Origin of the sequence: Exiguobacterium sp. PHA03 (assembly GCF_041945985.1) — a bacterium.
GTDB lineage: Bacteria > Bacillota > Bacilli > Exiguobacteriales > Exiguobacteriaceae > Exiguobacterium_A.
This window is the reverse complement of record NZ_JAUTYQ010000001.1, coordinates 1,666,036-1,680,364: the sequence shown is the minus strand read 5'-3', so window position 1 is coordinate 1,680,364 and position 14,329 is coordinate 1,666,036. Positions and strand designations below refer to the sequence as shown.

Annotated in this window: 12 protein-coding genes and 1 riboswitch; of the genes, 10 read left to right on the top strand and 2 right to left on the bottom strand. The window is 47.3% G+C overall.

Translation table 11 applies throughout. The annotated features are described in order from the left end of the window. Positions 1-90 precede the first annotated feature (90 nt). Positions 91-233, bottom strand: a riboswitch (FMN riboswitch). A 111-nt stretch (positions 234-344) separates the two neighbouring features. The 4 genes from Q7C19_RS08815 to Q7C19_RS08800 all read left to right on the top strand — a co-directional run bounded on the left by Q7C19_RS08815 (position 345) and on the right by Q7C19_RS08800 (position 2,668). Continuing rightward, positions 345-695: a HesB/IscA family protein gene (locus tag Q7C19_RS08815; protein WP_375091957.1), complete on the top strand. Its 351-nt coding sequence runs from the start codon at positions 345-347 to the stop codon at positions 693-695. Between the two features lie 118 nt (positions 696-813). After that, positions 814-1,680 carry an NAD-dependent epimerase/dehydratase family protein gene (locus tag Q7C19_RS08810; RefSeq protein WP_290774118.1) on the top strand — a complete coding sequence of 289 codons (867 nt, stop codon included), beginning with the start codon at positions 814-816 and terminating at the stop codon, positions 1,678-1,680. A gap of 8 nt (positions 1,681-1,688) precedes the next feature. Continuing rightward, on the top strand, positions 1,689-2,180 hold the full coding sequence (locus Q7C19_RS08805) for a GNAT family N-acetyltransferase (RefSeq protein ID WP_375091956.1): 492 nt from the start codon (positions 1,689-1,691) through the stop codon (positions 2,178-2,180). After that, positions 2,177-2,668, top strand: a complete 492-nt coding sequence (locus Q7C19_RS08800; protein ID WP_308101867.1) for a GNAT family N-acetyltransferase — start codon at positions 2,177-2,179, stop codon at positions 2,666-2,668. The genes Q7C19_RS08805 and Q7C19_RS08800 overlap by 4 nt, the downstream gene beginning before the upstream one ends. Before the next feature lie 241 nt (positions 2,669-2,909). Here the strand turns inward: Q7C19_RS08800 and Q7C19_RS08795 are convergent, their stop codons facing one another. Next, the gene (locus tag Q7C19_RS08795; protein ID WP_035406045.1) at positions 2,910-3,908 is read right to left on the bottom strand and encodes an NAD(P)/FAD-dependent oxidoreductase; all 999 of its coding nucleotides are present in this window, start codon (positions 3,906-3,908) and stop codon (positions 2,910-2,912) included. Between the two features lie 243 nt (positions 3,909-4,151). Between Q7C19_RS08795 and Q7C19_RS08790 the strand changes: the two genes are divergently transcribed. The 6 genes from Q7C19_RS08790 to Q7C19_RS08765 all read left to right on the top strand — a co-directional run bounded on the left by Q7C19_RS08790 (position 4,152) and on the right by Q7C19_RS08765 (position 12,373). Continuing rightward, complete coding sequence (locus Q7C19_RS08790) at positions 4,152-5,363, top strand: NAD(P)/FAD-dependent oxidoreductase (protein ID WP_023469134.1); 1,212 nt, start codon at positions 4,152-4,154, stop codon at positions 5,361-5,363. 81 nt (positions 5,364-5,444) lie between these two features. Beyond that, the gene (locus tag Q7C19_RS08785; RefSeq protein WP_035406048.1) at positions 5,445-5,762 is read left to right on the top strand and encodes a YuiB family protein; all 318 of its coding nucleotides are present in this window, start codon (positions 5,445-5,447) and stop codon (positions 5,760-5,762) included. A gap of 101 nt (positions 5,763-5,863) precedes the next feature. Beyond that, entirely contained in the window at positions 5,864-6,721 is an 858-nt protein-coding gene (gene glcT, locus Q7C19_RS08780; RefSeq protein ID WP_035406051.1) for a glucose PTS transporter transcription antiterminator GlcT, read from the top strand. 217 nt (positions 6,722-6,938) lie between these two features. After that, the gene (gene ptsG, locus Q7C19_RS08775) at positions 6,939-8,462 is read left to right on the top strand and encodes a glucose-specific PTS transporter subunit IIBC (protein WP_290752189.1); all 1,524 of its coding nucleotides are present in this window, start codon (positions 6,939-6,941) and stop codon (positions 8,460-8,462) included. 129 nt (positions 8,463-8,591) lie between these two features. Further along, positions 8,592-10,703 carry a glucose-specific PTS transporter subunit IIBC gene (gene ptsG, locus Q7C19_RS08770; protein ID WP_290774126.1) on the top strand — a complete coding sequence of 704 codons (2,112 nt, stop codon included), beginning with the start codon at positions 8,592-8,594 and terminating at the stop codon, positions 10,701-10,703. 152 nt (positions 10,704-10,855) lie between these two features. After that, a complete protein-coding gene (locus tag Q7C19_RS08765) occupies positions 10,856-12,373 on the top strand; it encodes an MDR family MFS transporter (protein ID WP_290785420.1) in 1,518 nt (505 codons plus the stop codon). Positions 12,374-12,480: 107 nt separating this feature from the next. Here the strand turns inward: Q7C19_RS08765 and ptsP are convergent, their stop codons facing one another. Next, entirely contained in the window at positions 12,481-14,205 is a 1,725-nt protein-coding gene (gene ptsP / locus Q7C19_RS08760; RefSeq protein WP_290752179.1) for a phosphoenolpyruvate--protein phosphotransferase, read from the bottom strand. Between the last annotated feature and the right edge of the window lie 124 nt (positions 14,206-14,329).

Genomic DNA, 14,329 nt, shown 5'->3' with positions numbered 1-14,329 from the left:
AAACCCCTATTGATCAGATCAACAGGGGAGAAGTCCGCATTAAATAAACCTAATCGATTATTGCAAAATCGATCAAATTCAAACTCATGCCGCCATCTTCTCCCATCCAGACTGTACTGTCGGCTCCTGAATTACACAGAATCAGCAAATAGCGCCCTATTCGCTCGCGGGCTTCAACTTAAAGAGAGTTGTTTACCGCCGGTCGGGAATTTCACCCTGCCCTGAAGATGGAACGATTATTTTATTGTACATACCATTTATACAACGAATTCAAGATAGTTTCAAGCAACTAGGTTTCGATTCGCTCAGAAGTTGCGTATACTAAAGAAAAGGAAGGTGATGACATGATCCATTTAACGGAGGTAGCAGCGCTACAAGTCCAGGACATGATGGCGCAGGCACCAGCAGATGAACGAAATCTTCGGATGCTCGTCCAAGGTGGTGGATGTAGTGGTCTGTCGTACGGAATGGGATTCGATCAACAAAAAGAAACGGATCTCGTTTTTGAACAGCACGGCGTGACCGTCATCGTGGACGAAAAGGATTATCCGGTCGTCAAAGGACTGGAAATCGATTATAAACAGTCAATGCTTGGTGGCGGATTCACGATCACGAATCCGAATGCCATCGCAACGTGTGGTTGCGGAACATCATTCCGGACAGCAACGAATGCCGGGACACCAGGTGGCTGTTAATGAATCCAATCGTGGACATCGTCCACGATTTTTTTGTTGCTCTCATACAGGAGACTTGTTGAGTTTACTCGAAATATTACAGAGAGTGAATGCTACTACGAATAGGGAGGGCTTCAGGATGAGAAAAGTATTGATCTTCGGGGGAACACGCTATTTCGGACGACGCTTAGCAATTCGTTTAGCCGATTCGGGGGATGATGTGACGATCGTCACACGCGGTGAGCATACTCCACCCGTCGCGAAGGGCTTGACATTTTTCAAAGGAGACCGGACGTCAAGTAGTACGATGAAGGATTTAAGCCAACAGCACTGGGATGTCATCTATGACAACATTTGCTTCACGCCGTATCAAGCAAAGCTCGCGATCGACGCGTTTGAAGGAAAAGTCGGACGCTATGTGTTGACGTCGACGATGTCTGTTTATGAAGACGGTGGTGCGAATATCACGGAACGTGCCTACAATCCGTTTCCCGGGAAATATGATCTTGAGAAGGAACATGGGTATGGCGAAGGAAAGCGCCAAGCGGAGAGTTATTTCTTCCAACGGGCGACCTTCCCTGTCGTTGCCGTTCGTTTTCCTGTTGTCCTCGGACCAGACGATTATACGGAACGACTTGTCTTCCATATCAAACGCGCGCTTGACGGTCGTCCGATTATCGCTGAAAACAACTATGCGAAGATGGGCTACATCTCAAGTTACGAAGCCGCTGCCTTTCTGGAATGGTGTGGTCGTTCGGAATTGACAGGACCGATCAACGCTGCGAGTGACGGCGTCCTATCGATTCAAGACCTGATGGATAAAATCGACCGTATTGCGGGAACGACGAGCCAAATCGTCGCAAAAGGAGAGGATGAATCGCCACTTGCGCCAGAACGCGATTTCTATATGGATACGACAGCTGCGAAAGAAGCGGGCTATCTGTTCCAACATATCGATGACTGGCTCGATCGTTTGATTGAAGAGGAGGTGCGCAATCACCAATGATGCAGTTGATGAAACCAACTCTTGCGTGGGAAACGGAGTACCGCGCCTTTTTAGAAGACTGGCGAGAGTCAGGCGAAACGATCGTGCCGGAAGCAGTCGGAGTCACATATGAGCCGCTCGGCGCTTATTTTGCGGAACTGAAGGAAATGGAGACAACGGTCAGACCGGGTCTCGTCACGCATTCGACGTACTGGATGGTTGATGGACAACGAATTGTCGGCGCACTGAACTTCCGGCATGATTTAACGGAGAACTTGAAGTTGTATGGCGGACATATCGGATACGGGATCCGACCATCCGAGCGTCAGAAAGGGTATGCGACGACAGGTCTTCAGCTTGCGCTTGAAGAAGCACGTCAGCGTGGACTTGATCAAGTGCTGTTGACGTGTGGCGTTGATAATCTAGCATCTCGCCGTGTCATCTTAGCGAACGGCGGACAGGAAATCGAACCAACTGTTCGTAATGGACGCGAGACACGTCGTTTCATTATCCCGTTATGAGAATTCGTGAAGCACGTCTTGAAGATGCGTCGACCATTGCGCGCGTTCATATCGATGCCTGGCGGGAGACATATCAAGGGATCATCCCTGATCCTTATTTAGCACAGTTGTCTTACGAGAAACGGACGAAACAATGGGAGCAGACGTTAGTCGATCAGCGCGTGTATGTTGTGGAGTTAGAAGACGAAGTCGTTGGCTTCGCGCAAGGTGGACCAAATCGAAGGGATGCGCGTGAAGGAGAACTCTACGCGATTTATGTTTTGCGAGCTTCTCAAGGGCAGGGGCTCGGGAAGGCATTGTTTCAACGTATCATCGAGGACTTGGCGGAATACGAGTCAATGCAGGTTTCTGTCTTGCGGGATAATCCGGCGTGCCAGTTTTACGAGCGATTCGGCGGTCAGCTCTTCGAAGAATCGATGATTGAGCGTGGTGGGGTGGAACTCGTGCAGCGGGTTTACCGGATGCCTGTTAAAAGATCATTCGTATGAAATCGGACGTTTCAACATCTTCGCTTTCCTCAGGCGGGATGTAAGCCGCGCCAGTTCCCATTCCATGTGATCTGTCGGGTCTTCCTTATCCCTGACGGAAGCACACATCGTGCTTCCTTTTCCTATAGGAGTCAAAGATGTTTGGTCACGTCCTAGGTGTGATTCCATCAAAATAAGAGGTCGGACTCCGGTATGTTATCCAGAATTCGACCTCTTATTTGTTTGCAGCCATTCATTTATCTCAAGAATGATTCGTTACTTTTTCGAACAGACTCGTCGAGTGTTGCGGGTGACGAGCCGATGGATCGACAAGAAGTTTCGCCTGGTTGACGGCAATCGGTGCTTCACCGAAGCCTGTTGCGATCAATTTGACGCGTCCTTCGTAAGTCGCAATATCTCCACAAGCGAAGACGCCTGGAATCGCAGTCTCCATCTTCGAGTTGACGCGAATCGAATTGCGTTCGAACTCGACTTCCCATTCTTTGAGCGGCCCGAGTGACGAGACGAAACCAAAGTTGCAGACGACATCGTCAGCAGCAACGACGACGACTTCGCCACTTTCAGCATGTTTGAACGTCATCGTCTCGATGTGCGTCTCACCTGTGACCGATTCGAGCGTATACGGCGTCATGACGTTAACGGATGAGTCATGTAATAGTTCGACCGAATGTTCATGGGCACGGAACTTATCGCGACGGTGGACGAGCGTGACAGATTTGGCAATCGGTTCAAGCATCAATGACCAGTCGACTGCTGAATCGCCACCACCAAGCAGGACGACTTGACGATCCTTGAAACGTTCCATGTCGTTGACGAAATAGTGCAAGTTTGTTTCTTCGAAGCGTTCCGCGTCCGCGACACCGAGTGGGCGCGCAGCGAACGAACCGTTCCCTGCTGTCAAGATGACGGTCTTCGTATAATGCTCGCCTTTGTTCGTGACGAGGCGGATGATCCCATCATCCATCCGTTCATAAGCGATGACTGTCTCACCGAGCACATACGTCGGATCAAATTCATTTGCTTGTTCAAGTAGCCGATCGACTAGTTCCTGCGCTTTTACTTTTGGAAAACCGGCGATATCGTATATATATTTTTCAGGATAAAGCGTAGCGAGTTGACCACCTAATTGAGGTAGACTCTCGATGACCTTCGTCTTCATCTGGCGCATTCCTGAATAAAACGCGGTGAACAGTCCTACCGGACCGCCGCCGATGATCGTGACATCATATGGTTGGTACATCTGATTCCCTCCTAGCATTGGATAGGTCTATTATATAGGAAGTAGGGGGTTCAGGTGCAAGTACGGAACATCTCACATTTTTTTAAAGGAAATTACATTTTTCTTTTGCAATCATTCTTAAAAAGTGTTTCAATAGGCTTATAGACATGTGAACATTATTTGAACAAAGTTTTTGAACATTCGTCTGTAATTGAATGTGAAGAAAATCACAACAAAACTACGATTCGTAAGGAGTATCAGAACATGAACACACCTAACATTGTTATTCTTGGAGCGGGCTACGGTGGATTGATCACAGCAGTCAACCTTCAAAAGAAACTCGGCGTCGATCAAGCGAACATCACGTTGATTAATAAACACGACTATCATTACCAAACAACTTGGTTGCATGAACCAGCTGCAGGTACGATGTCTGCGGAGCAAGCACGCATCTACATCAATGATGTCATCAACCCATCACGCGTCAAACTTGTCAAAGGTATCGTTGAGAAAGTCGACACGGCTGCTAAAACGGTTCTTTTACAAGATGGCGGAACAGTTCCTTACGATTACGTCGTCGTTGCTCTCGGTGGCGTTCCTGAAACATTCGGTATCAAAGGATTGAAGGAACACGCATTAACGATCAGCTCGTTGAACAGCGTCCGTAAAATCAAGGAACATATCGATTACTCATTCGCACAGTACAAAACAACAGGATCACAAGATCGTTCACTCTTGACGATCGTCGTCGGTGGTGCTGGATTCACAGGAATCGAGTTCATGGGTGAGCTCGTCAACCGTATTCCAGAACTGTGCAAACAATATGATATCCCACGCGAACTCGTTCGTGTCGTTAACATCGAGGCAGCGCCAACAGTCCTTCCAGGATTCGATGCTGATCTCGTCAACTACGCACACAAATGGCTTGAGCGCCAAGGCGTCGAGTTCAAACTCGGTAACGGCATCAAGGAATGTGGACCAGGAAGCGTCACGTTCGGTCCGCTTCAAGGCGACACGACTGAAACGATCGAAGCAAGTACGATCATCTGGACAGGTGGCGTCAGCGGTAACCCTGTCGTTGCAGCATCTGGTTTCGAAGCGATGCGTAACCGTGTCGTCGTCGAAGAAGATCTTCGTGTTCCAGGACACGATAACGTCTTCATGATCGGTGACTGTTCAGCAGTCATGGATCCAAGTTCGAACCGTCCGTACCCACCAACTGCACAAATCGCGACACAACAAGCACACAAAGTCGCTGAGAACATCGCAGCACTCATCGCGGGTCGTCAAACATCGACGTTCACGTACGAGAACAAAGGAACGGTCGCTTCACTTGGTCATAAAGATGGTATCGGCATGGTCTTCGGCAAGAAGATTTACGGTCGTAACGCATCGTTCATGAAAAAAGTCATCGACAACAAACACTTCTTTGAACTAAAAAAACTTGGTCTTGCGATCAAAAAAGGGAAGTTCTAAGTTCACGTTTTAGGCAAATGTACACTCGTGCATTTGCCTTTTTTGTCGGTTATACTAGAAGAGATTCAAAGGGGGAACAGTATGCATATCATTCAAGCCGTGATCGGGAGTGTGCTTTATCTCGTCATGTTCTTTAGTATCGGATTCATTTTAAACATGTTGTTACGGAGTACATGGGTGATGCTCGTACTCTATCCGATCATCCTCATCATGATGATCGATAACCAATCTACGCTCGAATACTTCACGAATGCTCGTGAAGCGATTCCGAATCTTGGGGACCGGATTGCTGGACTGCAGGCAGCGGATATCACGATGTTCGCAGCTGGGTTTGCTGGAATCATCATCGCCGGTCTATCGATTCGCTTCTTGCGTAAGAGCGGTTACCAAATGTTTTAAAGTCTACTTGAGTAAGTAGGCTTTTTTCGTGCTTGAAAAACCGTTATAATAAAAACAATGTCTTTAAATAAATGTGTAAGAGCAGATTGGGTTGAGAGCGAATGGATAAACAAATGTACCACGTTATCAAGGTATTGAATAATAATGTCGTCATTTGTTCAACTGGTGCGAATCAGGAAGTCATTATCCTCGCGAAAGGGATTGGCTTCGGTCGGAAGCCAGGCGATCAACTGACAGATCTCGACAAGTTGGAAAAAGTCTACACGTTGAAGGATAAAGAAGAACAGGATCAATATAAGGCGCTCGTCGGTCACCTCGATGAAAATTTCATCGCGTTGATGAATGAAATCGTTTCAATGATCGAGACACGGTTTGGAAAAAAAGTCGATGAACATATCCATATCGGATTAACGGATCATTTGACGTTTACGTTCAAACGACTGGAACAAGGAATGGAAGTCACCAATCCGTTTCTTGCCGAAACGGAAGCCTTGTATCCGGAAGAGTACGCACTTGCAGAAGAAATCGTCGAGTTCATCAGTGCCGAGATGAATTTTTACCTGCCTCCAGCCGAGATAGGATTCATTGCACTTCATATTCATTCTGCGACGAACTTCAAAGACGTACTTGAAGTTAACCGCCATCATCAGCTCGTCGGTTTAATTGCTAGTCATATCGAACAGCGACTGGAGATTAAAATCGACCGAAAATCGCTTGATTACAAGCGTCTGATTCGGCATCTTCGTTCAGCGATTGAAAGGGTTTCCAATGGGGAGTATCTAGAGGCTCCAGAAAAAGTAGAAAAGCTATTGCGTGAAGAATATCCGCTATGCTATGATACTGCTTGGGAGCTGATGTCCATCATGGAACGTCAGTTGAAGAAAGCGGTACCGCGCGGTGAGGCGACGTATCTTACGATGCATCTGCAACGCTTAGTGCAGTACGATTCAGGTAAATGACCGCACGGACTACGTGTTACTGATACGATCAGGCATGAGTGGGATGTCGGGCAAGAAGCTTTATTTCCGTTATGCAACGGGATAAGTCTATTGTCTACAATCCGCTCGTGCCTGATTTTTTTCTGTAAAAAAACGGTCAGATGTCTGACTTTTTTCGTCTCAATCATTGGCATTATTCATCATACTTCGCTCTTAACAGGAAAAGGAGGAAACACACATGTTTAAACAGATTTTTGCTGTTCTTCAACGTGTCGGTAAAGCGTTGATGCTTCCTGTAGCGATTTTGCCAGCTGCCGGTATCCTACTCGGATTCGGTAACGCGATGCAAAATCCGAACTTGACGTCAAAACTCGAGTTCTTAAAAAATGATGCAATCATCAAGGTTGCAAAATTGATGGAAGCAGCTGGGGATATCATCTTCGGTAACTTAGCACTCTTATTCGCGGTCGGTGTCGCGATTGGTCTTGCAGGGGACGGCGCAGCCGGACTTGCGGCAATCGTCGGATTCTTGATCATGAACAAAACAATGAGCGTATGGCTCGGCGTTACACCTGAAATGGTTGCTAACGGTCAAGGATATGCAAACGTACTCGGTATCCCAACACTTCAAACTGGGGTATTCGGTGGTATCATCATCGGTCTAATCGCAGCTTGGGCGTACGGGAAGTATCATAATCTCGAATTGCCACAGTTCCTTGGATTCTTTGCTGGTAAACGTTTCGTTCCAATCGTCACAGCAGTTGTTTCATTGGTTGCAGGTCTCGTTCTCGTATTCGTCTGGCCGTTCGCGCAAGATGGATTGAACACGTTCTCTCACTTCATGATGGAGAAAAACCCTACACTCGCAGCATTCGTCTTCGGTCTCATCGAACGTTCGTTGATTCCATTCGGTCTTCACCATATCTTCTATGCACCATTCTGGTTCGAATTCGGTTCGTATAAGAATGCAGCAGGAACAGTCGTTCATGGTGACCAAGCGATCTTCTTCGCACAATTGAAAGACAACGCAAAATTAACAGCTGGTACGTTCATGACTGGTAAATTCCCGTTCATGATGTTCGGTCTTCCAGCAGCAGCACTTGCAATGTACCACGAAGCTCGCCCAGAGCGTCGTGCAGTCGTTGGTGGTCTTCTTGGATCAGCAGCACTTACAGCATTCTTGACAGGTATCACAGAGCCAATCGAATTCGCGTTCTTATTCGTAGCTCCAATCTTGTTCGCAGTTCACGCAGTTTTCGCAGGTCTTTCGTTCATGACAATGCAATTGTTGAACGTTAAGATCGGTATGACATTCTCTGGTGGTTTGATCGACTTCCTTCTCTTCGGTGTTCTTCCAGGACGCACGCAGTGGTGGCTTGTCATCGTCGTCGGTCTTGCACTTTCTGTCATCTACTATGTTGGATTCCGTTTCGCAATCCGCAAATTCAACCTGAAAACTCCAGGTCGTGAAGATGCAGTTCAAGAGACTTCATCTGCTCAAGGTTCTGAACTTGCTGAAGGTATCCTCGATGCACTCGGTTCAGAGTCGAACATCAAACACTTGGATGCATGTATCACACGTCTTCGTGTTGAGGTTCTCGACAAATCGAAAGTCAACAAAGATGAGTTGAAAAAATTAGGTGCTGCTGGTGTCCTTGAAGTTGGTAACAACGTCCAAGCGATCTATGGACCGAAATCAGACAACATCAAGTCTGAGATTCAAGCTGTCATCACGTCACGTAAACAAGAAAAAACAGTCTAATGTTTTTTAAGATGAGTCCTTCTGCGGAAGGGCTCATTTTTTTTTCGAAATCGTTTAGAATCGTTTTGCACTAGAATATTTTAGGGTATGAATTAAGTAGTTTGTTTAAAAAAAGGAGGGAATATGCGCATGTGGAAAAACGTGTTTGGTGTCTTACAGCGGATCGGTAAGGCCCTGATGTTACCGGTAGCGATTTTGCCGGCAGCGGGATTATTGCTTGCGTTCGGGACAGCGTTTCAAAACCCGAACTTAACACAATATTTACCGTTTCTGGAGAACGATTCGCTTGTCGTCATCTGGCGAGTCATGCAGGATGCGGGTGACATCATCTTTGCGAACCTCGGATTATTGTTCGCTGTAGGGGTCGCGATTGGCCTTGCGAACGGAGAAGGGGTCGCCGGCTTAGCAGCCATCGTCGGTTTCCTGATCATGAACAAGGTCATCAGTTCATTCTTGCAGATTACACCAGAAAAAATCACAGAAGCACAAAAGGCGAGTGATTTGTCGTATGCGACGGTCCTTGGGATACCGACCTTGCAAATGGGGGTATTCGGGGGGATCATTGCCGGTTTGATAGCAGCGTACAGTTATAATAAATTCTTTAAAATCAAACTGCCTGATTTCCTTGGATTCTTTGCAGGTAAACGTTTCGTTCCGATTGCGACCGCCTTGTTCAGTCTTGTCGCAGGGTTTGCCTTGTCGTATATTTGGCCACCGATCGGAACAGGCATCAATACGTTCTCCAAAACAATCATCGAAGCGAACGAACCGTTGTCTGCCTTCATCTTTGGACTCGTCGAACGTTCATTGATTCCGTTCGGTCTTCACCATATTTGGTACTCAAGCTTTTGGTTCCAATTCGGTGAATATACGGATAAAGCAGGAACGATCATCAATGGGGACCAGCGAATCTTCTTTGCACAATTAAAGGACGGTGTACCATTTACAGCAGGGACATATATGACTGGGAAATATCCATTCATGATGTTCGGTTTGCCAGCAGCCTGTCTTGCAATGTACCATACTGTCGCAAAAGATCGTCGAAAAGCTGTTGAAGGTCTTTACTTCTCAGCTGCATTGACGTCTTTCCTAACTGGGATCACGGAGCCAGTCGAGTTCTCATTCGTATTCGTTGCACCGCTTTTGTTCGCTGTGCACGCTGTTTTTGCAGGTCTATCGTTCATGATTATGGACTTGCTAAACGTTAAGATTGGGATGACGTTCTCCGGCGGATTAATTGACTACACGTTGTTCGGGATTTTACCGAATCGCACTTCGTGGTGGCTTGTCATTCCAGTCGGTCTCGTTTTCGCCGTCATTTATTACTTCGGTTTCCGTTTCGTCATCACGAAATTCGATCTGAAGATTCCAGGACGTGAAGCGATTAAAGAAGGTGCTGCGACATCGACGGCACAAGCAGGTGATCTTCCGTATGAAATCCTGCAGGCGTTTGGTGGTCCATCGAACATCAAGCACCTCGATGCCTGTATCACGCGTCTTCGGATTACCGTCAATGATAAATCAGGTGTCAACAAGGATCGCTTGAAAGAGCTCGGTGCTGCCGGTGTCCTTGAAGTCGGAGATAACGTCCAGGCAATCTTTGGACCGAAATCTGATGGGATCAAGTCAGAAATGGCAGATATCATGAAAGATCCAAATTACAAACCGAAAGAGACACCGGAAGCTGATCCGATTCCACAAGTTCCAACAGGAGATGAAGCGCGAACTTCTGGATCGGGTACAACCGATACGGGACCACTCGCTGGAGATCGTGGGGGTGCTTATGTGCCTGAAGATGGATACGTCGCACCACTGAGCGGTATCATTCGTTCTCTGGATGATGTACCGGATCAAGTATTCTCCGGTCGTATGATGGGTGACGGATATGCGATCGAACCGACGGAAGGATATGTCGTCTCTCCCGTCTCTGGTGAGATCACAACCTTCTTCCCGACGAAACACGCAATCGGTATTCTTGCAGATAACGGAGATGAGATCTTAATTCACATTGGTATTGATACAGTGTCACTTGAAGGAAAAGGATTTGAGGCATTAGCGAAAGCTGGAGATCGTGTCGAACCGGGGACACCACTTCTCAATGTCGATCTCGAGCAAGTACGACCACTCGTGCCATCGTTACTGACACCGATCATCGTCACGAACATTGGCGATCGAAAAGTCGACGTCGATGTCGGACAGACGGTCGAAGCCGGAGAAGCGATTTCGTATCGTGTAGAGTAAAGGAAGAAAAGCGACGGATCGTCACGAACGATCCGTCTTTTTTATGTGAAAATATCATAAAGCATATTTGATAGTGAGATTTTGCACATATGATGATACAATGAGTTAGCTATTATAAGAGTTAGCTAATTTTTTAGAAATGAGGTGCGTCGATGTCTTCGACTACAACAAAAACGAATACGACACCTGTCGTCATCGGATTATTGATTGGTATTTTAGTCGCAGCGATGGATAACACGATCGTTGCGACGGCGATGCCGACGATCGTCAGCGAACTGAATGGGTTTGATCAGTACGCTTGGGTCACGTCGGCTTACATGATCGCAACCGTTGCCGGGATGCCGATCTTCGGTAAATTGAGTGACATGTATGGAAGAAAACGCTTCTTCCTCTTTGGGATGCTCATCTTCATGATTGGTAGTATCTTGTGTGGAATGGCAGACTCAATCATTGAATTGTCTGCGTATCGTGCCTTGCAAGGGCTTGGTGGCGGTGCGTTGATGCCGATCGCCTTTACGATTATTTTTGATATCTTCCCACCGGAGAAACGTGGGAAAGTCAGTGGATTGTTCGGAGCGGTCTTCGGGATTTCGAGTATCTTCGGACCGTTGCTTGGTGCCGTATTGACGGATTCCCTCGACTGGCGCTGGGTATTTTATATCAACATCCCACTCGGATTGATTGCCCTTGGTCTCGTGACGGTCTTCTATCAGGAATCACCAGTTCACCGGACACAGAAAATCGACTACGTCGGTGCCTTTACGCTTGTTGCAGGATTGGTTTTATTCTTACTCGCGCTCGAAATGGGTGGGAAAGAGTATGCATGGTCTTCACCACAAATTCTTGGTCTGTTCGGAGCAGCACTCGTTGCGTTCATTGCTTTTGCGTTTGCAGAACGCCGTGCCGCGGATCCCGTCATTACGTTCAGTCTATTCCGTCGTCGTTTATTTGCAGCAACACAAGGCGTTGCGTTCTTTTATGGATTCGTCTTCATCTCGGCCAGTGTGTTCATTCCGATCTTCGTTCAAGGTGTCTTTGGTGGCAGTGCGACGAACTCAGGTCTGATTCTGATGCCGATGTTGATTGCCTCAGTCATCTCGGCGCAGCTCGGTGGCCAGTTGCCGAATAAGTTTGGTTTCCGAAATGTCATGATCGTCTCAGCTGTCTTTTTCCTACTCGGTGTCTATCTCCTCAGTACAATGACGCTTGAGACATCGCGTACAGCGGTAACGATCTATATGATCATTCTTGGGTTCGGTGTTGGCTTCAGCTTCTCGTTGTTGAACCTAGCAAGCATCAATGGGATCGAGATGCAACGTCGTGGTGCTGCGACGTCGATGGGATCGACATTCCGGACGATCGGGATGACGCTTGGTGTCACAGTCCTCGGCATCATTCAATCACGGACGTTCACATCGGCTGTAGCTGATCGATTGCCGCAAGGTGGAGCGCCGTCCGGTGGACAGTTCCCGACGGCAGCTGCCTTTGCGAAGATGCCACCAGAAGTCGCGACAGCAATCAAGACGTCGCTTGCAGAATCCATCTCTACCGTCTATTTCTGGGCCTTGATTCCAGCAGTACTCGGTGTCATCTTTATCTTCTTAATGGGGAACGAGCGTCCGATTTTATCGGAACAAGCGACCCCAGCGAAGAAAAAACAAGCTCAATAATCAGGTTTCAACAACGCCTTCTTTCTTATTAAAAGAGGGCGTTGTTTTTTTGTTAATCGGCATAAAAAAAGACGAACCTGGATTACTCCAGATTCGTCTAACAGAAATTATTTTTTGATATCGAATGTCGTGCTGAGGAAGTCGACGACTTCTTCTGCTGTATCCATATCAAGCACTTGCTCGACGATTGCTTCACATTCTGACTTGTTGAGGCGTGTCATCAAGCTACGTGCGCGAAGGACAGATGAAGCAGACATCGAGAACTCATCAAGACCAAGCCCAAGAAGGATTGGGAGTGCCAATTCTTCTCCTGCCATCTCACCACACATGCCGACCCATTTGCCTGCTTTGTGTGCTTCTGTGATGACGTTGTTCAAGAGGTTCAAGATTGCAGGATTGAACGGTTGGTACAGGTACGATACTTTTTCGTTCATCCGGTCTGCCGCCATCGTGTATTGAATCAAATCGTTCGTTCCGACAGAGAAGAAGTCGACTTCTTTTGCGAACTGACGAGCCATGACCGCAGTTGCTGGGATCTCGACCATCATACCGACTTCGATGTCTTCTGATACAGTGACACCTTGACCTTGGAGATTTGCTTTCTCTTCAAGGAGAAGTGCTTTTGCAGCACGGAACTCTTCGATTGTTGCGATCATTGGGAACATGACAGCGAGTTTACCGTATGCACTTGCACGAAGAAGTGCGCGCAATTGTGTACGGAACAAGTCTGTTTGATCGAGACAGAGACGGATCGCACGGTAACCGAGGAACGGGTTCATCTCGTGTGGGAGATCAAGGTACGACAATTCTTTGTCGCCACCGATATCGAGCGTCCGAATGACGACTTTTTTATCGCCCATTGACTCGAGAACTGTTTTATATGCTGTGAACTGCTCGTCTTCCGTTGGGAATGTCTCTGCATCCATGTAGAGGAATTCTGTACGGTAGAGACCGACAGCTTCTGCTCCGTTTTCAAGCACGCCTTTGACATCGTTTGGTGTACCGATGTTTGCAGCGAGCTCGACGTGCTGACCGTCAGCCGTCATTGTTTTTTCGTTCTTGAGTTTTTTCCACTCTTCTTTTTGTGCGATGTATGCTGCACGTTTTGCTTCATACTCAGCGACTTGCTCTTCACTTGGGTTGACGATGACATCACCTTCCGCACCGTCAAGGATGAGAAGATCGCCGTGTTTAACGTCCGTCAAGACAACTTTTGTTCCGACGACTGCTGGGATTTCGAGTGAACGTGACATAATGGCAGAGTGCGATGTCCGGCCACCAATGTTCGTTGCGAAACCTTTAGCATACTTACGATTCAATTGTGCCGTATCTGAAGGAGTCAAGTCTTCCGCGATGATGATGACTTCTTCGTTAATTTGAGCTGGAGTGACGAACGTGATACCGAGAAGGTGAGCCATCGTACGTTTCGTGACGTCGCGGACGTCCGCTGCACGTTCACGCATGTATTCGTTATCCATTGATTCGAAAATCATGACCATCATGTTCGCGACTTCATCGAGTGCTTTCGCAGCATTTGCTTGCTCGTCCTCGATTTTTGCGTTCACCTGACTAACGATTTCCGGATCTTCTAGGATTAGAAGGTGAGCCGAGAAGATCTCCGCTTTATCTGGACCTAATTCTTTTAAGGTATTTTCACGAATGACTTCGAGTTCCGTCTTCGATTTTGCGATCGCTGCTTGGAAACGTTCTTTTTCCGCAGCCGCATCCTCGATTTTGTGCGATGGAATCTCAAAGACCGGTGTTTCCATCACGAATGCCTTTGCAATCGCGATCCCTGCAGAAGCGCCAATTCCTTTGATGTGTTGTGCCATGTGCATTACCCTCTTTTCAGTAAGTTTTTTTAACGCGACGACTTCGTTTCTTAGCTATCTATAGATACCCATAAACGCCTCTCTCTTAACGAGCCTTCTGCGCACTCTCCCTTGAATGAAAACG